Below are 23,894 nucleotides of genomic sequence, written 5' to 3'. Positions count from 1 at the left end.
TATTACTCATGAAACCCGACCAAAGGCTCTAAATCACTACTCGGCATTCGACCATGGTAGCGGGCCGAAACTTTTTGAAATCACTACACTGCCCACCTTGCTTCCGTAGCCTGAGATAACAATTCATGTACCGTGATCGTATCCGCTTGCCTTCGTTGTTGAACAAGGTCATGAGCGCGGCTGACGCCGCCGCACTGATCGAGGACGGCATGACCGTCGGCATGAGCGGCTTCACCCGAGCCGGTGAAGCCAAGGCCGTCCCACACGCCCTGGCCGAGCGCGCCAAGACGTCGCCGCTGAAAATCACCCTGATGACCGGCGCCAGCCTGGGTAATGACCTGGACAAACAACTGACCGAAGCAGGTGTACTGTCGCGACGCATGCCGTTCCAGGTCGACAGCACCCTGCGCAAGGCAATCAATGCCGGCGAAGTCATGTTTATCGACCAACATCTGTCGGAAACCGTCGAGCAGCTGCGCAACAACCAGCTCAAGCTGCCGGACATTGCTGTGATCGAGGCCGTGGCGATCACCGAGCAAGGGCATATTGTGCCCACTACCTCCGTTGGTAACTCGGCCAGCTTCGCGATTTTCGCCAAGCAGGTGATCATCGAGATCAACCTGGCGCACAACCCGAACCTGGAAGGGTTGCACGACATCTATATCCCGACCTACCGGCCGACTCGCACGCCGATCCCCCTGGTGAAGGTCGATGACCGTATCGGCAGCACCGCGATTCCCATCCCGCCGGAAAAGATTGTCGCCATTGTCATCACCAACCAAGCGGACTCGGCTTCTACGGTTACGCCTCCCGACAGCGACACTCAAGGGATCGCCAATCACTTGATCCACTTCCTCAAGCAGGAAGTGGAGGCCGGACGCATGACCAACAAGCTCGGCCCGCTGCAGGCCGGTATCGGGAACATCGCGAACGCGGTGATGTGCGGCTTGATTGATTCGCCGTTCGAAGACCTGACCATGTATTCCGAAGTGCTGCAGGACTCGACCTTCGACCTGATCGACGCCGGCAAGCTGAGCTTTGCCTCGGGCAGCTCGATCACGCTGTCGGAGCGGCGCAATGCCGACGTGTTCGGCAACCTGGAGCACTACAAGGACAAGCTGGTGCTGCGCCCACAGGAAATCTCCAACCACCCCGAAGTGGTGCGTCGACTGGGCATTATCGGGATCAACACTGCGCTGGAGTTCGACATCTACGGCAACGTCAACTCCACCCACGTCTGCGGCACCCGCATGATGAACGGCATCGGCGGCTCAGGCGATTTTGCACGTAACGCGCATCTGGCGATCTTCGTTACCAAATCAATTGCAAAGGGCGGCGCAATTTCCAGCGTGGTGCCGATGGTCAGCCATGTGGACCATACCGAGCATGATGTCGACATCCTTGTGACCGAAATCGGCCTGGCTGACTTGCGTGGCCTGGCGCCACGGGAGCGCGCCCGCGTGATCATCGACAACTGTGTACACCCGGCGTACCGCGATGCGCTGAACAGTTACTTCACCGAAGCCTGTGCCATCGGCGGGCACACGCCCCACATCCTGCGCGAAGCACTGAGTTGGCACATCAACCTGGAAGAAACCGGGCATATGCTCAAGGCTTGATTGATACAGATCCGAGCTGATGCAAACACAGTTTCATCAGCTCGGCAGCATCACCGCCGACTCCTGCAAAAACTGTACTGCTGTACCGGTCTTTTTCAACAGATAAATCCACATCAACCCTCGCAGATGCCTATTTCGCACCGCTTCAGTGCAGACAGGTACAGTTGCCCCATTTCCGTACAGTACAGCACCCATAAACAGTTAACTGGCCCCTCACAATACAGGTGAACTGTATCTAGAGAGTCTTGCGCCGGAAGAGGATCATTGGCATCAGTTAAACCACTACCTAATCCCGCCATAAGCGGAAGGATGTCATCATGGAACGTACACTCAGTTCCGAACTGTTCTTCGAAGAGAAAGCTGTAAACACCCAGGCTTCCATGCCTCTGCGCGTTCTTGCCAACCTGATGTTGTGGCAGCGCCGTATCTCCAGCCGCCACCAACTGGCTCGTCTGGATTCGCGTCTGCTGGCTGACGCCGGTATCAGCGAAGCTCAACGCTACGAAGAGCTCAGCAAGCCGTTCTGGCGCTAATTTGCGCTCGCTGGCCCTGACCCACCGGGTCCACTGCCAGCACTGATTTGTTAAGACAAAGCCCGCCCCGGGAGACCGGAGGCGGGCTTTGTTGTATTCGTCGTATGGATTTACAGCGATGGATTCAGTCGAACCAGTACAGTTTTCAAAGTAACACCTATAATAGGTACAGTCAGTCAACTCACACAAAACCTACCCGAACTGACAAGCCCCGGCCTAATATCCAGTTTAAAGCCACCTTTACATTCATCTACAGGAGTCACCCCATGCCCCGTCTTCGCCTGCTTAGTGCCGCCGCCCTGTTGGTCCTGGCCGCCAACGCCAATGCCACCAGCTTCATCGTGACCACCGACTCCATCGTCGGCGCACTGAAGGCCACGTCCGACGCCACCTCCGATGCCACTTCGTCCCTGCGCGATAACAAGGTTGTGCGCGCCGCCCGTGACGACGCCGCCAGCTTTGTTGCCAGCGAAGGCGCCATCCGTGGTGTGAAGCTGGAAAGCGCACTGGCACAGATCCGCCAACAAGCCCCACAACTGAACACCGCGACTGACGCACAGCTGGCCCAGGCCATCCTGGCTATTTAATCGCAACGAAAATCAGGGGAGCGCCAGCCGCTCCCGAATGCCTCGGCGCTGGCTCTCGCCCGGGCATTGCGCTAGCCTTGGCGCTCGCTTTCAGTTGTCGAGTCCCATGGCTTTTTCATACCGCCTGTTAATTGTCCCTTTCGTGTTTTTCGCCGGTTGGTCGCCAGTGGCTTCGGCCTTTGACCTGACCATCCAGAGCACAGTCGCGAGCGCGTATGCCACCAGCAAGGTGACCTCCGCACCGTTCGACCGCAAAGTAGTAGTGGCCGCCCAGGATGACGCTGCCGCGTTCATCGCCACTGACGGCCAATGGCGGGGGGCACGGCTGGAATCGGCATTGGATTACCTGCGCCGGACCCAACCAAAACTTCATGCGAGCGACCTTGAACTGGCGCAGGCAATTCTCGTCCAATAATCATCTTTGTATTTCCATCTTTGTATTCGGAGTTCTTCCATGCGTAGCCCGCTGATCGCCGCCACCCTAGGCTTGCTGTTGTTGGCCGACGTTGCACAGGCACAAACCCTGGTGGCCACCAGTAACATCATTGTTCGCGCCTCCGGCCGCACCATTGATTTCACTTCGGACACCACCACCTCCATCCGTGACTCCAAAGTCGTGCGCGAAGCCCACGATGACGCCGCCAGCTTCGTCGCCACCCACGGCGAAATCCGTGGCGCCCAGTTGGAAGCCGCCTTCGACACCCTGCGCACCCGCCTGCCGGAAGCCCGCGACGCCAGCGACCAGACCCTCGCCGAAGCCATCCTCGCTCTGTGAGGCGCCTCACTGCCTGGCTCCTGGCCGGGACTGTGCTGCTGTTTGCCAGCGCAGCCCAGGCCAGCCTGCAACTGCGGCTCAAGACAGACGGCTTGAGCCCGGCCGAACAGCAGGCCAGCCAGGCATTGCTCGATGAAGCGATGCGCTCACTGCCGCCGCGCTTTATCGAGCAGTTGGACCGGCGCATTGATGTCGGCTGGACCGACAAGATGCCCGAGAATGCCTATGGCCAGGCCTCGCTGGTGTCCGAGCTGGACCTCAACCGCAACCTGCTCGCCAGCCTGACCGATGGCAGCGCCGCCACCCAGAAAACCAATCGTCCTCATGGCACCGTGCGCCGGGAAATGCTTGCCACCGTGCTGCATGAACTGACCCATATCTATGACCGTGCACGCCTGTGGTCCAAGGACGAGCGCGCACTGATCCAGCGTTGCAGCCGCCAGAACAACATCACCGGCCTGATCGGCCTGCCCGATCAATGCCGTGGCCAGAATGAGCGCCGCTTCACCCTCAGCGATGACCCGCGCCTGCTGGACCTCGCCGGCTGGCCGCAGTACGTCGGTCGGCGTGGTGAGCGCGAGCAGCACAACCGCCAAATCGTGCGCAGCCCGGACATCTACGAAACCACCAGCCCGCTGGAATTCGTCGCGGTCAACATGGAGTATTTCCTCCTAGACCCAAGCTACGCCTGCCGACGCCCGGCACTGTTCCACTATTACCAGCAACACTTCGGCTGGGCGCCGCCTGAACAGGACGCCTGCGCCAAGGCCTACCCGTTCCTCAATGCCGGTAACGACTTCGCCAAGACACCGCTGGGCCATGTGGACCCGGAGCGCGTCTACGAGATCGACTACCTGCTCGCCGAAGCCAACCAGAACCTGGTCAGCCGCTGGGGCCACAGCATGTTGCGCCTGGTGATCTGCGCTCCGGGCCGCCCCCGTGGCCCGGATTGCCGGCTGGATCTTGACCAGCATCTGGTCTTGTCCTACCGCGCATTTGTCGGCGACGTACAACTGTCGAGCTGGGATGGGCTGGTGGGCAAGTACCCGTCACGGCTGTTCGTGCTGCCCTTGGCCCAAGTCATCGACGAATACACCAAGACCGAACTGCGCGGGCTGGCCTCCGTGCCATTGAAGCTCTCACGCCAAGAGATCAACGACACCGTCGAACACGCCGCAGAAATGCACTGGAGCTACGACGGCAGTTACTTCTTCCTGTCCAATAACTGCGCGGTCGAAAGCCTGAAGCTGTTACGCAGCGGCAGCGCCAACCCGCAATTGACCGGCCTTGACAACATCACCCCCAACGGCCTGCTGGAAGTGCTGCAAGCCCGGGGCCTGGCCGATACCAGCGTGCTGGACAACAAACGCGAAGCGCTGCGCCTGGGCTATCACTTCGACTCGTTCCGCGAGCGTTACCAGGCGATGTTCGACGTGCTGCGCAAACACCTGCCGATCAAACAAACCCAGGTTGAAGACTGGCTATCGTTGAGTGCCGCCGAACGCCGCCCATGGTTCGACCAGGCCGATCTGCGCACCAGCGCCGCGTTGCTGCTGCTTGAACAAGCCAGCTTTCGCAAGCAATTGATGCTGGCCCAGGATGAGGTCAAACAACGCTACCTCGGGGCCCGCGAGCTGAAAAACGGCGGCATGGAAAAAGCCAACGCCACACTGCAACAGATCCTCGCCAACAGCGGCTTCCTCAGCCGACCAGCCGAATTGCTGGGTAGCGGCGGTTACGGCCTGCCACAACCGTCGGAAGCCAAGCGTCTGGAATCGGAAAGCGCCGAGCGCCAGAAACAACTGCAGTCGCTGACCGGCGAGCTGGATAAAGAGGTGAGGGCGCTGCTGGAGCCTTCCCGCGCCGCCGAGATCGCCGCGTGCGAGGCCAACCTCAAGCAGGTAGGTGAGCACCTGCGCAAACTGCACAAGGCAGCCGGCGGCCTTGAGCTGCCCTGAAGTAGCCGAGACAAACATGGGGCAAGCCCCCTCCCACATTTGACCTATGCACGTCTGAAGACCGCGCGTCCGCCCGCCATAACTGTTTGGCCAACGAAAGCTGGCTGAAAGCTTTCACGTCTAGGATCGCTTTCACTGCCGGCAAAAGACCGGCTGTTTACAACAACAATGGTGATTCCCGATGTCCGCCCGTACCCGCCTGTTCGCCCCGACTCCCCCCGTACGCCTCGTGCCTTTCGTTCTGCGCTGAATCCACCCCGGTTCGCCATTCCCTAGCCGCGCTACGCCTGGAGTATTCCTATGCTGACTTTCCTTGGCTTTGCCATGGTCATCACGTTCATGTTCCTGATCATGACCAAGCGCCTGTCCGCGCTGATCGCCTTGATCATTGTGCCGATCCTGTTCGCCCTGTTTGGTGGCTTTGCACCAGAGATCGGCCCGATGATGCTTGCGGGCATCACCAAGCTTGCGCCGACCGGCGTGATGCTGATGTTCGCCATTCTCTACTTCGCCTTGATGATCGACTCCGGCCTGTTCGACCCGGCCGTGCGCAAGATCCTCAAGATGGTCAAAGGCGACCCGCTGAAGGTTTCGGTCGGCACCGCCGTATTGGCCTTGGTCGTGTCCCTGGACGGTGACGGCGCCACCACCTACATGATCTGCGTGGCCGCCATGCTGCCGCTGTACCAGCGCATTGGCATGAGCCCGCGCATCATGGCCGGCTTGATCATTCTCGCCGGTGGCGTGATGAATATGACCCCTTGGGGTGGCCCGACCGCCCGCGCCGCCAGTGCGCTGCACGTGGACCCTTCGGATATTTTCGTACCGATGATCCCAGCCATGGCCGCCGGCGTCGTCGCGATCCTGGTGATCGCCTACATGTACGGCAAGCGCGAGCGTGCGCGCCTGGGTGAACTGCACCTGCAGGGCGACGAGATCGACCACAGCGAAATCAGCGTGTCGCAATTCCCCGACGCGCGCCGTCCGAAGCTGATCTGGTTCAACGGCGCCCTGACCCTGGCCCTGATGTGCACACTGATCGCCGGCCTGCTGCCGCTGCCGGTGCTGTTCATGGTGGCGTTCAGTATCGCGATGATCGTCAACTACCCATGCCTGCAACAGCAGAAAGACCGCGTCGCCGCCCATGCTGGCAGCGTACTCGCGGTGGTGGGGTTGATTTTCGCTGCGGGTATCTTCACCGGCATCCTGTCGGGTACCGGCATGGTCGATGCCATGTCCAAGAGCCTGCTGGCAGTCATCCCTGACGCCCTGGGCCCGTACCTGGCGGTGATCACGGCGCTGGTGAGCATGCCGTTTACCTTCTTCATGTCCAACGATGCGTTCTACTATGGCGTGCTGCCGGTGCTGGCCGAAGCCGCCAGCCACTACGGCATCACCGCCGTGGAGATGGCCCGCGCCTCCATCGTTGGCCAACCGGTGCACTTGCTCAGCCCGTTGGTACCGTCGACCTACTTGCTGGTGGCCCTGGCCGGTATCGAATTTGGCGATCACCAGCGCTTCACCCTGAAGTGGGCAGTGCTGGTGTGCCTGTGCATAATGTTCGCTGCATTGCTGATGGGGATTTTTCCGCTGTTCAGCACTCTATAATCGTACAACCCAACTGCGCCGGCCCTACGCCGGTGCGGTCTAACACACGCTCAAAGGAATACACATGGAATGGCTGACCAATCCGGAAATCTGGATTGCCTTCTTCACCCTGACGGCCCTGGAGATCGTCCTGGGCATCGATAACATCATCATGATTTCGATCCTGGTCAGCCGCATGCCCAAGCATATGCAGGCCCGCACCCGGATCTTCGGCCTGGCGCTGGCCATGGTCACGCGTATCCTGCTGCTGCTGTCGATCACCTGGGTCATGCAACTCACCGCCGACCTGTTCGTGGTGTTTGGCCAAGGCATTTCCGGTCGCGATCTGATCCTGTTCTTCGGTGGTCTGTTCCTGCTGTGGAAAAGCTCCCAAGAGATGTACCACGCCCTGGAAGGTGAAGACGAAACCCACGACGAGCCGAAAGGCGCCGGTGGCAAGTTCATCTACACCATCATCCAGATCGCGATCATCGACATCGTGTTCTCCCTGGACTCGGTGATCACGGCTGTCGGCATGGTCTCCCATGTACCGGTCATGGTTGCCGCCATCGTGGTTGCCGTCCTGGTGATGATGCTGGCTGCTGGCACCATCAGCGAATTCATCGACAAGCACCCGTCGCTGAAAATGCTGGCGCTGTCGTTCCTGCTGGTGGTGGGTACCGTGCTGATCGCCGAGTCCTTCGATGTGCACGTGCCAAAAGGCTACGTCTACTTCGCCATGGCGTTCTCGCTGGCAGTAGAAGCGGTGAACATCAAGATGCGCACCGCCATCGCGAAAAAGAAGAAACAGCAGGATCCCGTGAAACTGCGCAAGGACATCCCGGGTCAATAACCCGAGCCAGTCGAAAAAACGGGGCGCTTGCGTCCCGTTTTTTTCATCCGCACAAAGCTGACTTCATGACAGTTTTGTTTCAATCCCCACTTTAGCTATGCGATGCTGGCGCAGAGCCCATTCGCCAACTACAGCTTAAGTACAAGACGTAGAGCGGCACGCGGCAATTTTCCTTCGCTCCTGTTGGAGCACACCTACACGGGGGGCCGAGCATGCTGACCTTGCTCAATCTGCTTTCCGCCGTGACCCTGCTTATCTGGGGCACGCACATCGTCCGTACCGGCATCCTGCGGGTCTACGGCTCCAATTTGCGTCAGGTCATCGGGCATAACATGTCCAAGCGCTGGCTTGCGTTTGTCGCCGGTATCCTGGTGACAGCCATGGTCCAGAGCAGCAACGCCACCGCCATGCTGGTGACCTCATTTGTCGGCCAGGGCCTGATGGGCCTGATGCCCGCCCTGGCGACCATGCTCGGCGCCGACGTCGGTACCGCGCTGATGGCGCGGGTCCTGACCTTGGACTTGTCCTGGCTGTCACCGCTGCTGATTTTCCTCGGCGTTATTTTCTTCCTGTCACGCAAACAGACGCGGGCAGGGCAGTTGGGGCGGGTGGGGATTGGCCTCGGGCTGATCATCCTCGCGCTGCAACTGATCGTCGAAGCCGCCGGGCCGATTACCCATGCCCAGGGCGTCAAAGTGATCTTCGCTTCGCTGACTGGCGACATCCTGCTCGACGCCCTGGTCGGCGCCTTGTTCGCGATGATTTCCTACTCAAGCTTGGCTGCTGTCCTACTGACGGCCACCCTGGCCGGTGCCGGTGTGATCGGCCTGCACGTGGCCATCGGCCTGGTGATCGGTGCCAACATCGGCAGCGGCGTGCTGGCCTTCCTCAGCACCAGCATGCAAAACGCCGCCGGGCGCCAGGTGGCCCTCGGCAGCCTGTTGTACAAGCTGATCGGCCTGCTGCTGATCATTCCGGTGCTCGACCCCCTCGTGCGCTGGATGGATGATTTGGACTACAGCACCCAAGGCATGGTCATCACCTTCCACCTGCTCTACAACGTCAGCCGCTGCCTGATCCTGCTACCGACCATCGGCCCAATGGCGCGTCTGTGCGCGTGGCTGCTGCCCGAACGAGAAGACTCCAACGGCAAGGCCAAACCCCGTCATCTGGACCTCACGGCCCTCACCACGCCCAGCCTGGCACTGGCCAATGCCGCACGCGAAACCCTGCGCCTGGGCGACCTGATCGACAACATGCTCACCTCTATGCTGGAAGTACTGCGTGGCAAGCAAACCGCCATCACCCAGGAGATGCGCAGTCTCAGCGATGACGTCGAAGCGCTCTACAGCGCGATCAAACTCTACCTGGCACAAATGCCCCGCGAAGACCTCAGCGAACAGGACAGCCGCCGCTGGGCCGAAATCATTGAGCTGTCGATCAACCTGAAGCTCGCCGGCGACCTGATCGAACGCATGCTGCGCAAAGTCCAGCAGCAGAAAACCTCCCAGCGCCGCCAGTTTTCTGAAGTCGGCCTGGAAGAACTCACCGGACTGCACAGCCAATTGATCGCCAACCTGCGACTGGGCCTTTCGGTGTTCCTCAGCGCCGACCCGGAAAGCGCGCGTCAATTGCTGCGTGAGAAACGCCGCTTTCGCGCCCAGGAACGCCGCCTGGCCCACGCCCACGTGAGTCGCCTGCAACGCAAAATCGTACAAAGCCTGGAGACCAGTTCCCTGCACTTGGAGCTGATTGCCGACATGAAACGCCTCAACTCGTTGTTTTGCAGCAGTGCGTATGTAGTGTTGGAAACGTCCGACACTGGCGCGCTCTCGGCCGAAGATATTGCCGACATCACGCATTCGCCCTGAACGTACGATGGCCCGTGAAGTCAGTTAAAGCTGACCTCACTCGCCAGGAAGCCAGTTATGCGTCGCCTGTTATTTGCCTGCCTGCTCATGGGTTCTGCCCACGCCTTTGCCTTTGATCGCCTGCAAGTCGAGGGCTACACCTTGCCCAATGGCCTGCAATTGCTGCTCAAACCGGGTACCGAACGTGGGCACGTGGCGATCCGGCTGGTAGTCGGTGTAGGCCTGGATGACTTCGCCTGTGAGGAAAAGGAACTGCCGCACTTGCTCGAACACTTGCTGTTCAGTGGCATCGACGGCGGCGGCGAAGGCGACCTCGAAGAGCGCATGCAGGCCCTGGGCGGCGAGTGGAACGCCTACACCAGCAATGCCGACACCACCTTCGTGATCGAGGCCCCCGCGCACAACCAGCGCAAGGTGCTCGACCTGTTGCTGGCGATCATCACCCGCACTGAACTGACCGACGCCAATATCGATGCGGCCAAAAAAGTCGTCGAACGCGAAGACGGTGGCCATTACTCGCACCTGCAACGCCTGCTGGATCGTCAAGACCTCGGCCACACCGCCAGCAATCAACTGGCCGTGGAGCTGGGCCTCAAATGCGCCGAGCGCGCCGAAGTCGAGCACTTGACCCGCGACCAACTGCAGACACTGCGCAAAAACTGGTACGCCCCCAACAACATGACGCTGATCGTCGTCGGCGAACTCGACAAACTGCTGCCGGCCTACCTGGAACGCACCTACGGCGAACTCGATCCGGTGGACCCCACCGAGCACAGGCCCCTGCCGGACATCCAGCACACCGCCCTCGGCCACCGCGACCTGATCCACGGCTGGGTGGGTAACGGCGCCAAACTGCACTGGCTGTTCCCCGAACCGACGCTGGACGACCAGCACGATGAAACCTACGACCTGCTCAAGGACTACCTCGACTGGGCGCTGTATCGCCAACTGCGCCTCAAGCACGGTTTGTCCTACGGCCCCTGGAGCGAACGTGAAGTGCTCGGCGGCGTCGGTTTCCTCAGCCTGAATGCCGACCTTGAGCGGGAAAACCTCCCCGAAGCCGAACAGGTGCTGCACGACCTCACCGCGCAATTGCTCAAGGACGGTCTGGATCCGGCCACCTTCGCCCGCCTGCAACAAGCCGCCATCGCCCGGCAAGCCTGGGCCGTGCAGGGCAACAGCGCCTTGGCCGACTACTATTGGGCAGCCGCGGCGGACTACGACAAGGGCCGCTTCAGCGATCCGGCCAAACGCATCAAGGCCGTCAACCTGGATCAGGCCAACCAGGCCCTGCGCCAAGTGCTCAAGCAGCCAGGCTACTGGCGCGTCGAAAAACCGCTGCTGAGCTACGACATGCTCAACTGGATTGGCGCCGGCGTGCTCGGCCTGATCGCCATTGTGTTGATCGGCGTGCGGGTTTATCGCAAACGGATCACGTAATCGGGCACCGGACACCAGGCTAAGACGTTATTCTGTCTGGGATTTTTTCCTACAAAGACTGCGAACCGCCGAATGCAAAACGTGACCCGTTTAATCACCCGCATTCTCGAACTGATGAAGCGCTACCCAGGGGTGATTGCACTCGGCGGCTTCATTTCGGGTGTGTGCAGCTTCATTTTGGTGGACCGCCAGCAGGGCATGGCCAGTTGGATCGCGGTCATCATGCTGGTGAGCTGGTTGTGGCTGATGTTGGAGAACAGCTTCACCCAGCTGTTTACCAAGGTGTTCAAGCGGGAAATTCCCGAACCGCTGCTGCGCTACGCCACCCAGATGATCCATCAGGAAAGTCTGTTCTTCGTGCTGCCGTTCTTTTTCGTCACCACGGCGTGGAACAGCGGCCAGTCGGTGTTTACCGGCCTGCTCGGCGCGGCGGCACTGGTGTCGATCATCGACCCGCTGTACTACAAATGGCTGGCGCCCAAACGCTCGCTGTTCCTGGCGCTGCACACCCTGACGCTGTTTGCCGCACTGCTCACCGCGCTGCCGATCATCCTGCACCTGACCACCGCCGAGAGTTACAAACTTGCCCTCGGCGTGGCCATGGCGTTGTCGATTCCAAGCCTGGCGGTGAGCATGCCGCTGCGCAGCCTCAAGGGTTGGGCGATGCTGCTGGGCGTAACGGCCGCGATTGGTTGCGCAGGTTGGTTCCTACGCAGTTGGGTACCACCGGCCACCCTGTGGATGACCGAAGTGGCCATCAGCACCCAGTTACAAGACCGCACGCCTGGCGATGACCTCAAGGAAGTCACCGCCGCCCAACTGCGCAGTAGCGGGCTCTACGCCTACACCGCGATCAACGCGCCACGCGGGCTGAATGAGCGGATCTACCATGTGTGGAAATTCAACGGCAAAGAGGTCGACCGCATCGCCCTGGACATCCACGGCGGGCGCAAGGAAGGCTATCGCGCCTGGACCCACAAGCAGAACTTCCCGCCCGATGCGGTAGGACGCTGGCAGGTTCGGGTACTGACCGAAGATGGGCAGGTGATCGGCGTGCTGCGTTTCAAAGTGACTGACGCAGCACAAACGGACAACCCGAAGTAGGCGGTATCGTGCTATTACGTAGGAATTGTGGATAGCCAATACAAGCTTGGAGCTTATGACCAGTAGTCCCACGGCCGGCGCCGCCCACCTCGACACCTCCACCACCCCTCCGTTACTGCGGATTACGGGGGACTGGACGCTGGCCCACTACGCCAACCTGAAGAAGCTGTCGGACAAACTCGACGGCCAATACGACGCCGGTGCCCGCATCGACCTCAATGGTCTCGGCGCCCTGGATACCGCCGGCGCCTCGCTGCTGGTGGAGTTACTGGGCCCAACCCGCATCGAGCAATCCGCCGAGCAGACCGATTGCAGCCTGTCCGCTGCCGACCGTGCCTTGCTCAAGACCGTCTACCGCTCCCTCAATGACTTTTGCGTACCGGAAAAAGCGCCGGAAGAGGCTGCCGGTATCCAAGTGCTGGCCCGCATCGGCCGTGCGGTGGATACCGTCTGGCAGGACAGCAAGCAACTGTTGGGCTTCGTTGGCCTGATCCTCGAAACCTTTGCCCGCGGCATTTTGCGCCCCAAGCGCTGGCGCCTGACGCCGATGGTTGCCCATCTCGAACAGGTCGGCCTCGATGCCGCACCCATTGTGGCGTTGCTGACCTTTCTGGTCGGTGCCGTGGTGGCGTTTCTAGGCGCCACGGTACTCAAAAGCTTCGGCGCGACGATTTTTACCGTGGACCTGGTGGCGTTTTCCTTCCTGCGCGAATTCGGCGTGTTGCTCACCGCGATCCTGATCGCCGGCCGCACCGCCAGTGCCTTCACCGCGCAGATCGGCTCGATGAAGGCCAACGAAGAAATCGACGCGATCCGAACTCTCGGCCTGGACCCGATGGAGCTGCTGGTATTGCCCCGCGTACTCGCGCTGCTGGTGGCGCTGCCAATGCTGACCTTTTTGGCGATGCTCTCGGGGATCGTCGGTGGCGGCGTGGTGTGTGCCGTGGCGCTGGATATTTCGCCGGCGATGTTCCTCTCGCTGCTGCAGTCGGACATCGGCGTGCAGCATTTTCTGGTGGGCATGGCGAAAGCGCCGATCTTCGCCTTCCTGATCGCGGCCATTGGCTGCCTTGAAGGGTTCAAGGTCAGCGGCAGTGCCGAATCGGTCGGCGCCCACACCACCTCCAGCGTGGTGCAATCGATCTTTGTGGTGATCGTGCTGGATGCGGTCGCCGCGCTGTTTTTCATGGAGATGGGCTGGTGAGTCGCTTACACCGTGCACCCGCTGAGGCGGTGATCGAGGTGCGTGGGCTGTGCAATCGGTTCGGTAGCCAGAGCGTGCACGAGAATCTCGACCTGGACTTGTACAAGGGCGAAATCCTCGCCGTGGTTGGCGGCTCCGGCAGCGGCAAGTCGGTGCTGTTGCGCAGCATCGTCGGCCTGCGCCGGCCCAGCGAAGGCCAAGTGCGGGTGTTCGGCAAGAACCTGCCGAGCCTGTCGGAGCATGAGCGTTCGCTGGTAGAGCGGCGCTTTGGCGTGCTGTTCCAGAAGGGCGCGCTGTTTTCCTCGCTGACCGTGACCGAGAACGTCGCGTTGCCGCTGATCGAGCACGCCGGCCTCAGCCGCCGCGACGCCGAGCACCTGGCGGCGGTCAAACTGGCCCTGGCCGGGCTGCCGCTGTCGGCGGCCGACAAATACCCCGCGTCGCTGTCTGGCGGCATGATCAAGCGCGCCGCACTGGCCCGCGCCCTGGCGCTGGACCCGGACATCCTGTTCCTCGACGAACCCACCGCCGGCCTCGACCCGATTGGCGCAGCGCAATTCGACCAACTGATCCTGACCTTGCGTGATGCACTGGGCCTGAGCGTGTTCCTGGTCACCCATGACCTGGACACGCTGTACACCATCACCGACCGTGTGGCGGTGCTGGCGCAGAAGAAAGTGCTGGTGGCGGACGCCATCGATATCGTCTCGGAAACGGACGACGCCTGGATTCACGAATACTTCCACGGCCCCCGGGGCCGCGCGGCATTGGATGCCGCTCAACCGCTCAACGAGGTATGACATGGAAACCCGAGCCCATCATGTGATGATCGGACTGTTCAGCGTGATCGTAGTGGTCGGCGCGATGCTGTTTGGCCTGTGGCTGGCCAAATCCAGCGTCGACAGCGCCTTCCAGGATTACGAAGTGATCTTCAACGAAGCGGTCAGCGGCCTGTCCCAGGGCAGCTCGGTGCAATACAGCGGGATCAAGGTGGGCGACGTGATCAGCTTGAGCCTGGACCCCAACGACCCGCGCCGCGTACTCGCACGTATCCGCTTGGCCGGGCAGACGCCGATCAAGGAGGACACCCAGGCCAAACTCGCGCTGACCGGCATCACCGGTACGTCGATCATCCAGCTCAGCGGCGGCACGCCCCAAAGTGCGGTGCTCAAGGGCAAGGACGGCAACCTGCCGCAGATTATCGCCTCGCCATCGCCCATCGCGCGGTTGCTCAATAACAGCAATGACTTAATGACCGGTATCAACGTGCTGCTGCACAACGCCAACAACATGTTCTCCTCGGAGAACGTCGAGCGTTTGAGCAAAACCCTGGACAACCTGCAGAAAACCACCGGCGCCATTGCCGACCAGCGCGGCGACATCAAAGTGGTGATGCAACAACTGATGCAGGTGAGCAAACAGGCCAGCGCGGCGCTGGAGCAGACCACCGTGCTGATGCGCAATGCCAATGGCTTGCTCAATGATCAAGGCAAGCAAGCCTTCGGCAGTGCCGAACAGGCGATGAAATCCCTGGAGCAAAGCACCGCCACCATCAATACCTTGCTGACCAATAACAAGGACTCGGTGAACAGCGGCATGCAGGGCCTCAACGAACTGGCGCCGGCCGTGCGCGAACTGCGCGAAACCCTCGGTTCGCTGCGCGCCATCTCCCGCCGCCTGGAAGCCAATCCCAGCGGTTACCTGCTGGGCAGTGACAAGAACAAGGAGTTCACGCCATGAAGCGTGCTTATCAAATGATCGCGCCTGTGGCGCTGGCACTGGTGAGCGCCTGCTCGATCCTGCCCAAGGCCGACCCGTCGGACGTGTACCGCCTGGCCTCGGCCCAGGCGACGACCCAAGGCACGCCGGTGAGCTGGTCGCTACGGCTGAGCAAACCACAAACCAGCGAGTTCCTCGACAGCCCACGCATCGCCGTGGTGCCCAATGGCGACCTGATTAGCAGCTACGCCAATTCGCGCTGGAGCGACCCCGCGCCGGTGCTGTTGCGTAATCGCCTGCTGGACGGCTTCCAGCGCGATGGCCGGGTGACGCTGTTGAGCACCGACGACACCAATCTGCAGGCCGACTATGAGCTGGGCGGGCAATTGCAGGCGTTTCAGAGCGAGTACCGGGGCAGCGCGGTGGAGGTGGTGATCCGCCTCGACGCACGCCTGGTGCGGGGGAGTGATCAGCGGATCATTGCCAGCCGGCGCTTTGAAGTGCGCCAGCCGGTGACTGACACCAAAGTACCGGCGGTGGTGGCAGGGTTTGGGTTGGCGGGGGATCAGCTGAATAAGCAGGTGGTGGACTGGGTGGTGCAGCAGGGCAGCGGTGTTGCGAAACGCTGAGGGCCTCATCGGGGGCAAGCCCCCTCCCACATTTTGAATGTGTTCACAGATCAACATGTGGGAGGGGGCTTGCCCCCGATAGCACTCTAAACCTTAACCAAAGAACCAGTAGCACACCGCAATCGCCACCACGACACCGGCAAACTCCGCCAGCAACGCACACCCCACCGCATGCCGCGCCCGCTGAATGCCCACCGAACCGAAGTACACCGCCAACACATAAAAGGTGGTTTCCGTACTGCCCTGGATCGTCGCCGCGACCAGTGCCGGGAAACTGTCCACGCCCTGGGTTTGCATGGTCTCGATCAGCATTGCCCGCGCGGCGCTGCCGGAGAACGGCTTGACCATCGCGGTCGGCAACGCATCGACGAAGCGCGTGTCCATGCCGGTCCATGCCACCACGTGGCGAATGCCTTCCAGGCCGAACTCCAGGGCTCCCGAAGCACGCAACACGCCGACGGCACAGAGCATCGCGACCAAGTAAGGCAGCAGGTTCTTGGCCACGTCGAAGCCTTCTTTGGCGCCTTCGACAAACGCTTCGTACACCTTCACCTTGCGCAGCGCACCGATCACCAGGAACAGCATGATCAGGCCAAACAATGTGAGGTTGCCGAGGATCGACGACAAACCGGCCAGCGCGGTGGCGGACAGGGTTGCCAGTAACGCCATAAAGCCACCCAGCACCAGCGCACCCGGAATCAGGTAAGCCAGCACCACCGGGTCCCACAGCCGCAGGCGCTGCATCACCGCCACCGAAAGCAGGCCCACCAGGGTGGACGCGCTGGTGGCCAACAGGATCGGCAGGAACACCAGCGTCGGGTCGGCAGCGCCTTGCTGGGCGCGGTACATAAAGATGGTCACCGGCAGCAGCGTCAGCGACGAGGCGTTGAGCACCAGGAAGAGGATCTGCGCGTTACTCGCCGTGCTGGGGATGGGGTTGAGTTCCTGCAACGCCTTCATGGCCTTCAGGCCGATAGGCGTCGCGGCATTGTCCAGGCCCAGGCCGTTGGCGGCGAAGTTAAGGGTGATCAAACCGATGGCCGGGTGGCCGGCGGGCACTTCCGGCATCAGGCGGCGGAACAGCGGGCCAAGGGCCTTGGCCAGCCAATCGACAATCCCGGCCTTCTCGGCAATGCGCAAGAAGCCCAGCCACAGCGTCAGGGTGCCGAACAGCAGCACCATCACTTCCACCGAAAGCTTGGCCATGGCGAAAATGCTTTCGACCATCGCTGCAAAAATCCCGGCGTTACCGCCCACCAGCCATTGCGCCAGTGCTGACACCATTGCCACGACAAAAAAGCCAAGCCACAGGCCATTGAGCATCAGTTGAATCCCCCGAAAGATGGGGCGAATGATAGCGGGGCTGGCAGAAACGACAAACCCCGGATTTACCGGGGTTTGTCTTCAAGCTGTCCTACGATCAGCCGCGAGTGGCTTGGGCCGTCGGCAGGGCTTGCTTGGTGCGCCAGTGTGGCAGCGAGTTCCAGTAGCGCTCGCCCTTGGCGTCGTCGTACATGCCTTCCCAACGGGAGATGACCAATACCGCCAGCGCGTTACCGATCACGTTGAGGGCGGTACGCGCCATGTCCATGATGCGGTCCACACCGGCGATGAACGCCAGGCCTTCCAGCGGAATACCGACGCTGCCCAAGGTGGCCAGCAGTACCACAAAGGACACGCCCGGCACGCCGGCGATGCCTTTGGAGGTGACCATCAGGGTCAGCACCAGCATCAGTTGCTGGCCGATCGACAGGTCGATGCCATACAGCTGGGCGATAAAGATCGCCGCAATGCTCTGGTACAGGGTCGAACCGTCGAGGTTGAACGAGTAACCGGTCGGCACCACGAAGCTGCAGATCGCTTTCGGCGCGCCGTAGGCTTCCATCTTCTCGATCACACGCGGCAGCACGGTTTCAGAGCTGGCGGTGGAGTAGGCCAGTACCAGCTCATCCTTGAAGATGCGCATCAGCTTGAGGATCGAGAAGCCGAACAGACGGGCGATCAGGCCCAATACTGCAAAAGCGAAGAACAGGATGGCGACGTAAACCAGGATCACCAGCTTGGCCAGCGGCAGCAAGGAGGCGAAGCCGAAGTTGGCCACCGTCACCGCGATCAGTGCGAATACGCCGATTGGCGCGTACTTCATGATCATGTGGGTGACTTTGAACATGCTCTCGGACACGCCCTGGAACATGGTCACCAGCGGCTCGCGCAGCTCCGGCTTGAGACTCGACAGGCCCAGGCCGAACAGCACCGAGAAGAAGATGATCGGCAGCATCTCGCCACGGGCGACGGCGGCGAAGATGTTCGACGGGATCAGGTTGAGGATGGTTTCGATGAACGCATGCTCATGCTGCACTTCGGCGGCGGTCGCCTGGTACTTGGAGATATCCACCGTACCCAGGGTGCTCATGTCGATGCCCGCGCCCGGGTGAAACAGGTTGGCCAGCAACAGGCCGACCACAATGGCGATGGTGGTGACAACTTCGAAGTAAAGGATGGTTTTGACGCCGATGCGGCCGAGCTTTTTCGCGTCACCGACACCGGCAATGCCGACGATCAGCGAGGAAATCACAATCGGGATCACGATCATCTTGATCAGGCGGATAAAGATATCGCCCGCCGGCTGCAATACGTTGCTGATCCACCAGGCCTTTTCAGCACTGAAATGGTTGAGCACTGCACCGATTGCAATCCCCAGCACCAACCCGATGAGGATCTGCCAGGCGAGGCTTAGCTTTGCCTTCTTCATGTCATTACCCTTACTTCAAGTGAACTTAAGGCAAATGCGCCAGCTGGACCGCTCGAAAGCGAAAAAGTGTGTGCATCTGCCTCCATGAAAGGTCACCGCAGCGTGGCCGAAATGGCTTACTGGCAGGCGAAAAAAGGCGCAACTATTCCGACGCAAGGGAGCGACGTCTAATGCCGTAAACGCCTACCCTATGCCGAATCGGCATGACTTTTTTTCATAATAACTGTCCGAACGGTCAGTTCAAATGCGACATTTTGTCAGGTGAATATGCCGTGAACCGGCCAATTCAGGCTCGCGCAGAGATTCTGCACGTGTTTGGTGCATTGGCAGGAATGCCGGGGAATTCGGTGGGATCGCGTAAGAATTGTCCTATAGACCCAACGAAACTTTCTCGATAGATGGTCGTCCCGACATACCAAGTAATGGTTGGAAACGAGCAAAAAGAAAATTAGCGGCTATAGGTGGCATAAAAGGCAGGGATGAGCGTCATAAGCCCGCCGCAAGTTCAGCAAGCCTTCAGCTTGTGAACCTGCGTCGCAGCTTTTCGCCTGACCCGGCCCTTGCGCAGGTACTCCCTGTACCCGTAGGTCACGCCGATCTCATTTGATCAGAGCAACCCGGCCCCTTGGTCATGCACCGCCCTTGGGGAGCGGCACAAACAGAAAGAAGCGTGCTTGCTTCTTCCTATGGACGCTGGCCCCGTTGACGACTAACGCCGTCAGACGGCACCTAGTACCAATTCGGATCCTTCTTCAACTGCTCCATCAGCAGCTTCTGCATGCCTTCATCGGGCTTACCGATAAAGCGGTAGTCGGCGTGACGCGTTGGCGATTTGTCTGCCGGCAGACCGGCGGGGACTTCAACCAACATGGCGTAGGCATCTTCCTTGTCGAGGCTGAAGGCGACGATCAAGCGCTTGCTCTTGCAGGTCTCTGCGGTTTCACAAAGCGGCCCGACCAAATACTGGTCACCCCCCTCTTCCACGGCATTCATCTGCTCGGCCGTGCCCGACAGATTCATCACCCATTCCGGCAGGCGTTCTTCTTTTTTCACCACGTCTTGCCAAGTCTCGCGGTACTGCGGGTCCGCGGTCAGCAATTGGTTGGCCCGGGATTGGCCGTCATTGGCGGCCATCGCCAGGCCGCTGCCGCCCAAGATCAGGGCGGCAGCCATGGCTTTAAAGCACAGAGTGGTCATATTCAGCCTCGGCCGCGGCGACCAAAGAAGAACGAAGCGATGAACATCACCAGAAAGACTACGAACAGGATCTTGGCGATCCCCGTGGCGGTGCCCGCGATACCACCGAAGCCCAGAACTGCAGCCACAATGGCGATGATCAGAAATGTGATTGCCCAACTCAACATGGTGATTCTCCTTACGCTTCGATAGAGGTAACAGCGGTGATGCCGTACGGACGTTCAACACAAACGACCGCATTTGTTGCCTAGAACACCCAGCGCTCTTGGGTTGGCAGCTCGCCCAGGGTCGAATCCTGGTCAGCCACTCTCAATTGGGGTGCGGTTACATCAGCAGCACTACCGACGGTACGGCTGCCAATGGAACTGAAATGGGTCTGGGTCGTTACCGGACGTTCGAACTGCGGGGCTTGTTGCTGACTCTGCTGCCAATGCTGCATCTGCTGGCCGGCAATCAGCGTGACCATCACGGCCAAGCTGGCAAACATGCCTTGCTGCAAGCGCAGCGGCGATACACGCATTTGGCTGAGGGTTTGGCGAGTCATGCTGATGTTCTCCCGCATTCTGATTATTCGTTGGGAGAGGTATTGCAGAGCGCATGCCAGCTTTTTATCAAAATAAAAACCAATAAAATCAGCAAGTTACGCAATAAGCGTTTGACTCGGATGCAGCATCCTGCACGATGCCCTCCGAAGGGCCGTGCGAAATGCACGATGACCAGCAGTCGGATCGAAGGATCGAAAGCGACGGTTAGGTTGCCGAAGTGGCAAGACGGCATGAAAACGCCACTAGGCGGGGCTTTGTAGGAAGAGATGCAGATACCTGCACGGCAATGCCTTTTATCAATCAGAATAAACCATGCAACTTGCCCGATTATTCCGGGACTAAGCACCATCACTCATAGTTAAGGAGCGCGGGACAGATGGAATCAGCCAAGGAACTTCAAGGCCGCATTCTTTTAGTGGATGACGAGTCCGCGATCCTCCGCACCTTCCGTTATTGCCTGGAAGATGAAGGCTACACCGTCGCCACCGCCAACAGCGCCGCCCAGGCCGATGCCCTGATGCAACGCCAGGTGTTCGACCTGTGCTTCCTGGACCTGCGCCTGGGCGAAGACAACGGCTTGGACGTGCTGGCCCAAATGCGTATCCAGGCGCCGTGGATGCGCGTGGTGATTGTCACCGCGCATTCCGCTGTCGACACCGCCGTGGACGCGATCCAGGCCGGCGCCGCTGATTACCTGGTCAAGCCTTGCAGCCCCGATCAACTGCGCCTCGCTACGGCTAAGCAGTTGGAAGTGCGCCAGCTGTCCGCACGCCTGGAGGCATTGGAAGGCGCGGTGCGCCAGCCCAAGGACGGCCTCGACTCCCATAGCCCATCGATGATGGTCGTGCTCGAAACTGCGCGCCAAGTGGCCGGGACCGACGCCAACATCCTTATCCTCGGCGAGTCCGGCACCGGTAAAGGTGAACTGGCCCGCGCCATTCACGGCTGGAGCAAGCGCGCAAAGAAATCCTGCGTGACCATCAACTGCCCGTCGCTGACGGCCGAACTGATGGAAAGCGAGCTGTTCGGTCATAGCCGTGGCGCCTTCACCGGCGCCAGTGAGAGCACCTTGGGCCGAGTCAACCAGGCCGACGGCGGCACGCTGTTTCTTGATGAGATCGGCGACTTCCCCCTCACGTTGCAACCCAAGTTGCTCCGTTTCATTCAGGACAAGGAATACGAGCGCGTGGGCGACCCGGTGACGCGTCGCGCCGACGTGCGCATCCTCGCCGCCACCAACCTGAACCTGGAAGACATGGTGCGCGACGGGCGTTTCCGTGAAGACTTGCTGTACCGCCTCAACGTCATCACCCTGCATCTGCCACCGCTGCGTGAGCGCAGTGAAGACATTCTGACGCTGGCCGACCGCTTCCTGGCGCGCTTCGTCAAGGAATACGCCCGCCCGGCGCGGGGTTTCAGTGATCAAGCGCGTGAAGCGCTGCTCAACTATCGCTGGCCCGGCAACATCCGTGAGCTGCGCAACGTGGTGGAACGCGCGAGCATCATCTGCCCGCAGGAAAAGGTCGAGGTTGTCCACCTCGGCATGGCCGAGCAACCGACCAACAACGCCCCGCGCATTGGTGCGGCATTGAGCCTGGACGAACTGGAAAAAGCCCATATCGGCGCAGTCCTGGCCACCAGTGACACCTTGGACCAGGCGGCACGTACCCTCGGCATCGACGCGTCGACCCTGTACCGCAAACGCAAACAGTACAACCTGTGAGCTGCACCCTATGAAGCTAGCGATGAAGCTGCGCACTCGGCTGTTCCTGAGCATCTCGGCGCTGATCACCGTCGCCTTGCTGGGCCTGATCCTGGGCCTCGTCAGCGTGATGCAGATGGCCAAGACCCAGGAATCGCTGATTCGCAGCAACTTCGTCACCCTGGATCTGGGCCTGAAACTGCGCCAGAGCCTGGGCGACCAGTTGATCATGATGCTGGAGCAACGCCCCGACCCCGAGGCGCTGCAAACCTCCAAAAAGCGTTACTTCGACTTGCTGGACGAAGGGATCGCCCACGAGCAGCGCGATGGCCGTGGCAACGGTTTCAGCCAGGCGCGCCGCCAGTACCAGGACTTGCTTGAAGCGTTCGACCAATCCCAGCAAGCGTCGCCGCCGCCAGACAGCAAGCAAAAACTCACCGAAACCTTCAATGTGCTGCGCAACGGGCTGATTGCAGAACATAAACAAGCGCTGGAAAACATCAGCGCCAGCGAGCACAAATCCCGCGAACGCGCCTTGTTGGTCGCGGGTTTGCTGGGGTTGGTGGGGCTTGCGGTGCTGATCATCGGATTTGTCACGGCTCACGGTATCGCCCGGCGGTTTGGCGGACCGATTGAAGCGCTGGCCAAAGCGGCGGACAAGATCGGCCAAGGCGATTTCGAAGTCACGCTGCCGATCTCTTCAGCGGCAGAAATGAACTTGCTGACCCGCCGCTTCGGTCTCATGGCCGAAGCGGTGCGCCAGCATCAGGCGACCAATGTTGACGAACTGCTGGCCGGCCAGCAGCGCCTGCAAGCCGTGCTCGACAGCATCGACGATGGCCTGCTGATGATTGACCGCCAAGGCCGCTTGGAACACCTCAACCCCGTCGCGCAGCGCCAGTTGGGCTGGGACGAGGAACGCCTCGGCCAAGGCCTTGGCGAAGCGCTGATGCGCCCGGAGCTGGATGAGCAGCTACAACTGGTGCTGCGCGGCGGCAACCTGGAGCGGGCGCCGGACGATCTGGAAGTGGAAGTCGAGGGCGAGCTGCGCCTGCTGACCTACAGCCTCACACCGGTCAGCCATACCGAAGGGCATATTCTCGGCGCCGTGATGGTGCTGCACGACGTCACCGAACAGCGCGCCTTCGAACGTGTACGCAGCGAATTCGTCCTGCGCGCCTCTCATGAACTGCGCACGCCGGTGACCGGAATGCACATGGCATTCGGCCTGTTCCGCGAACGTGCGAAGTTTCCGGCGGAGTCCCGCGAAGCGGACCTGCTGGATACGGTCAATGAAGAAATGCAGCGCCTGATGCAGTTGATCAACGACTTGCTCAACTTTTCGCGTTACCAGAACGGCCTGCAGAAACTTACCCTGGGGCCGTGCGACGTGACCGATCTGCTCGAACATGCTCGTGCACGCTTTGTGGAGCCCGCCAACGCGCAGCGGATCGAGTTACTGGTAGAAGTCCAATCCGGCCTGCCGCGGCTGTATGCCGACCAGGCGCAACTGGAGCGCGTGCTCGACAACCTGCTGGGCAATGCCTTGCGCCACACCGCCGACGGCGGGCAGATTCATCTGCAGGCGCGGCGCCATGGCGAGCGGGTCATCATCAGTGTCGAAGACAACGGCGAAGGCATCGCGTATGGCCAGCAAGGGCGCATTTTCGAACCCTTCGTCCAGGTGGGCCGCAAGAAGGGCGGCGCCGGCCTGGGGCTCGCGCTGTGCAAAGAGATCGTGCAATTGCACGGCGGCCGCATGGGCGTGTATTCGCGGCCGGGGCAGGGCACACAGTTCTACATGGCGTTGCCGCTTTAA

General features: G+C 60.6%; 22 protein-coding genes. 17 read left to right on the top strand and 5 right to left on the bottom strand.

The features are described 5' to 3' along the window. Positions 1-125: 125 nt before the first annotated feature. The 15 genes from EJD88_RS26060 (at position 126) to lptE (ending at position 15,879) form a co-directional block, all read left to right on the top strand. The gene (locus EJD88_RS26060) at positions 126-1,619 is read left to right on the top strand and encodes an acetyl-CoA hydrolase/transferase family protein (RefSeq protein ID WP_112192872.1); all 1,494 of its coding nucleotides are present in this window, start codon (positions 126-128) and stop codon (positions 1,617-1,619) included. 317 nt (positions 1,620-1,936) lie between these two features. Beyond that, entirely contained in the window at positions 1,937-2,152 is a 216-nt protein-coding gene (locus EJD88_RS26055) for a DUF1127 domain-containing protein (RefSeq protein WP_032885015.1), read from the top strand. 266 nt (positions 2,153-2,418) lie between these two features. Then, complete coding sequence (locus EJD88_RS26050) at positions 2,419-2,739, top strand: DUF2388 domain-containing protein (protein ID WP_099586228.1); 321 nt, start codon at positions 2,419-2,421, stop codon at positions 2,737-2,739. A 106-nt stretch (positions 2,740-2,845) separates the two neighbouring features. Then, entirely contained in the window at positions 2,846-3,154 is a 309-nt protein-coding gene (locus tag EJD88_RS26045) for a DUF2388 domain-containing protein (RefSeq protein ID WP_158879316.1), read from the top strand. Between the two features lie 39 nt (positions 3,155-3,193). Further along, positions 3,194-3,514 (top strand): DUF2388 domain-containing protein, encoded by a 321-nt coding sequence (locus EJD88_RS26040; RefSeq protein WP_099586226.1) that lies wholly within the window; start codon positions 3,194-3,196, stop codon positions 3,512-3,514. Continuing rightward, the gene (locus tag EJD88_RS26035) at positions 3,511-5,472 is read left to right on the top strand and encodes a DUF4105 domain-containing protein (RefSeq protein ID WP_158879315.1); all 1,962 of its coding nucleotides are present in this window, start codon (positions 3,511-3,513) and stop codon (positions 5,470-5,472) included. The genes EJD88_RS26040 and EJD88_RS26035 overlap by 4 nt, the downstream gene beginning before the upstream one ends. A gap of 300 nt (positions 5,473-5,772) precedes the next feature. Then, positions 5,773-7,080 (top strand): CitMHS family transporter, encoded by a 1,308-nt coding sequence (locus EJD88_RS26030; RefSeq protein ID WP_099586224.1) that lies wholly within the window; start codon positions 5,773-5,775, stop codon positions 7,078-7,080. Between the two features lie 64 nt (positions 7,081-7,144). Beyond that, the gene (locus EJD88_RS26025; RefSeq protein WP_014716354.1) at positions 7,145-7,912 is read left to right on the top strand and encodes a TerC family protein; all 768 of its coding nucleotides are present in this window, start codon (positions 7,145-7,147) and stop codon (positions 7,910-7,912) included. A gap of 212 nt (positions 7,913-8,124) precedes the next feature. Continuing rightward, positions 8,125-9,783, top strand: a complete 1,659-nt coding sequence (locus tag EJD88_RS26020; RefSeq protein ID WP_099586222.1) for a Na/Pi cotransporter family protein — start codon at positions 8,125-8,127, stop codon at positions 9,781-9,783. A 57-nt stretch (positions 9,784-9,840) separates the two neighbouring features. After that, positions 9,841-11,223: a pitrilysin family protein gene (locus EJD88_RS26015; protein ID WP_158879314.1), complete on the top strand. Its 1,383-nt coding sequence runs from the start codon at positions 9,841-9,843 to the stop codon at positions 11,221-11,223. A gap of 72 nt (positions 11,224-11,295) precedes the next feature. Further along, complete coding sequence (locus tag EJD88_RS26010) at positions 11,296-12,327, top strand: DUF5924 family protein (protein ID WP_099586220.1); 1,032 nt, start codon at positions 11,296-11,298, stop codon at positions 12,325-12,327. Positions 12,328-12,382: 55 nt separating this feature from the next. Next, on the top strand, positions 12,383-13,531 hold the full coding sequence (locus tag EJD88_RS26005) for an ABC transporter permease (protein ID WP_099586219.1): 1,149 nt from the start codon (positions 12,383-12,385) through the stop codon (positions 13,529-13,531). Next, positions 13,528-14,331 (top strand): ABC transporter ATP-binding protein, encoded by an 804-nt coding sequence (locus EJD88_RS26000; RefSeq protein ID WP_099586218.1) that lies wholly within the window; start codon positions 13,528-13,530, stop codon positions 14,329-14,331. Before EJD88_RS26005 ends, EJD88_RS26000 begins: the two co-directional genes overlap by 4 nt. A gap of 1 nt (position 14,332) precedes the next feature. After that, entirely contained in the window at positions 14,333-15,271 is a 939-nt protein-coding gene (locus EJD88_RS25995; RefSeq protein WP_158879313.1) for an MlaD family protein, read from the top strand. Then, positions 15,268-15,879 carry an LPS assembly lipoprotein LptE gene (gene lptE / locus EJD88_RS25990; RefSeq protein ID WP_158879312.1) on the top strand — a complete coding sequence of 204 codons (612 nt, stop codon included), beginning with the start codon at positions 15,268-15,270 and terminating at the stop codon, positions 15,877-15,879. Before EJD88_RS25995 ends, lptE begins: the two co-directional genes overlap by 4 nt. Positions 15,880-15,972: 93 nt before the next feature. On the opposite strand, the gene EJD88_RS25985 is transcribed toward lptE, so the two are convergent. From EJD88_RS25985 to EJD88_RS25965, 5 genes are all read right to left on the bottom strand, one after another. Next, complete coding sequence (locus EJD88_RS25985; RefSeq protein ID WP_158879311.1) at positions 15,973-17,202, bottom strand: nucleoside recognition domain-containing protein; 1,230 nt, start codon at positions 17,200-17,202, stop codon at positions 15,973-15,975. Between the two features lie 97 nt (positions 17,203-17,299). Further along, positions 17,300-18,631, bottom strand: coding sequence for a glutamate/aspartate:proton symporter GltP (gene gltP / locus EJD88_RS25980; RefSeq protein ID WP_099586214.1), 1,332 nt, complete (start codon positions 18,629-18,631; stop codon positions 17,300-17,302). A 729-nt stretch (positions 18,632-19,360) separates the two neighbouring features. After that, positions 19,361-19,828: an inhibitor of vertebrate lysozyme family protein gene (locus EJD88_RS25975; protein ID WP_099586213.1), complete on the bottom strand. Its 468-nt coding sequence runs from the start codon at positions 19,826-19,828 to the stop codon at positions 19,361-19,363. 2 nt (positions 19,829-19,830) lie between these two features. Continuing rightward, positions 19,831-19,995, bottom strand: coding sequence for a DUF1328 domain-containing protein (locus EJD88_RS25970; protein ID WP_003170804.1), 165 nt, complete (start codon positions 19,993-19,995; stop codon positions 19,831-19,833). Between the two features lie 80 nt (positions 19,996-20,075). Further along, positions 20,076-20,372, bottom strand: a complete 297-nt coding sequence (locus EJD88_RS25965) for a hypothetical protein (protein ID WP_112196890.1) — start codon at positions 20,370-20,372, stop codon at positions 20,076-20,078. A gap of 377 nt (positions 20,373-20,749) precedes the next feature. Here EJD88_RS25965 and algB point away from each other — a divergent pair, with 377 nt between their 5' ends. Beyond that, a complete protein-coding gene (gene algB / locus EJD88_RS25960; protein ID WP_099586212.1) occupies positions 20,750-22,096 on the top strand; it encodes a sigma-54-dependent response regulator transcription factor AlgB in 1,347 nt (448 codons plus the stop codon). Positions 22,097-22,106: 10 nt separating this feature from the next. Next, the gene (locus EJD88_RS25955) at positions 22,107-23,894 is read left to right on the top strand and encodes an ATP-binding protein (protein ID WP_099586211.1); all 1,788 of its coding nucleotides are present in this window, start codon (positions 22,107-22,109) and stop codon (positions 23,892-23,894) included.

The sequence above is a fragment of the Pseudomonas sp. PB105 genome, assembly GCF_009764655.1.
GTDB lineage: Bacteria > Pseudomonadota > Gammaproteobacteria > Pseudomonadales > Pseudomonadaceae > Aquipseudomonas > Aquipseudomonas cyclaminis.
This window is presented reverse-complemented; position numbering and strand designations above follow the sequence as displayed.

Coding starts and splice junctions, on each gene's coding strand:
- EJD88_RS26060 (WP_112192872.1), top strand. CDS start 126: ATGTACCGTGATCGTATCCGCTTGCCTTCGTTGTTGAACAAGGTCATG.
- EJD88_RS26010 (WP_099586220.1), top strand. CDS start 11,296: ATGCAAAACGTGACCCGTTTAATCACCCGCATTCTCGAACTGATGAAG.
- EJD88_RS25970 (WP_003170804.1), bottom strand. CDS start 19,995: ATGTTGAGTTGGGCAATCACATTTCTGATCATCGCCATTGTGGCTGCA.
- EJD88_RS26005 (WP_099586219.1), top strand. CDS start 12,383: ATGACCAGTAGTCCCACGGCCGGCGCCGCCCACCTCGACACCTCCACC.
- EJD88_RS25985 (WP_158879311.1), bottom strand. CDS start 17,202: ATGCTCAATGGCCTGTGGCTTGGCTTTTTTGTCGTGGCAATGGTGTCA.
- EJD88_RS26055 (WP_032885015.1), top strand. CDS start 1,937: ATGGAACGTACACTCAGTTCCGAACTGTTCTTCGAAGAGAAAGCTGTA.
- EJD88_RS26020 (WP_099586222.1), top strand. CDS start 8,125: ATGCTGACCTTGCTCAATCTGCTTTCCGCCGTGACCCTGCTTATCTGG.
- lptE (WP_158879312.1), top strand. CDS start 15,268: ATGAAGCGTGCTTATCAAATGATCGCGCCTGTGGCGCTGGCACTGGTG.
- algB (WP_099586212.1), top strand. CDS start 20,750: ATGGAATCAGCCAAGGAACTTCAAGGCCGCATTCTTTTAGTGGATGAC.
- EJD88_RS26030 (WP_099586224.1), top strand. CDS start 5,773: ATGCTGACTTTCCTTGGCTTTGCCATGGTCATCACGTTCATGTTCCTG.
- EJD88_RS26045 (WP_158879316.1), top strand. CDS start 2,846: ATGGCTTTTTCATACCGCCTGTTAATTGTCCCTTTCGTGTTTTTCGCC.
- EJD88_RS25975 (WP_099586213.1), bottom strand. CDS start 19,828: ATGACCACTCTGTGCTTTAAAGCCATGGCTGCCGCCCTGATCTTGGGC.
- EJD88_RS26040 (WP_099586226.1), top strand. CDS start 3,194: ATGCGTAGCCCGCTGATCGCCGCCACCCTAGGCTTGCTGTTGTTGGCC.
- EJD88_RS26025 (WP_014716354.1), top strand. CDS start 7,145: ATGGAATGGCTGACCAATCCGGAAATCTGGATTGCCTTCTTCACCCTG.
- gltP (WP_099586214.1), bottom strand. CDS start 18,631: ATGAAGAAGGCAAAGCTAAGCCTCGCCTGGCAGATCCTCATCGGGTTG.
- EJD88_RS25965 (WP_112196890.1), bottom strand. CDS start 20,372: ATGACTCGCCAAACCCTCAGCCAAATGCGTGTATCGCCGCTGCGCTTG.
- EJD88_RS26015 (WP_158879314.1), top strand. CDS start 9,841: ATGCGTCGCCTGTTATTTGCCTGCCTGCTCATGGGTTCTGCCCACGCC.
- EJD88_RS25995 (WP_158879313.1), top strand. CDS start 14,333: ATGGAAACCCGAGCCCATCATGTGATGATCGGACTGTTCAGCGTGATC.
- EJD88_RS26050 (WP_099586228.1), top strand. CDS start 2,419: ATGCCCCGTCTTCGCCTGCTTAGTGCCGCCGCCCTGTTGGTCCTGGCC.
- EJD88_RS25955 (WP_099586211.1), top strand. CDS start 22,107: ATGAAGCTAGCGATGAAGCTGCGCACTCGGCTGTTCCTGAGCATCTCG.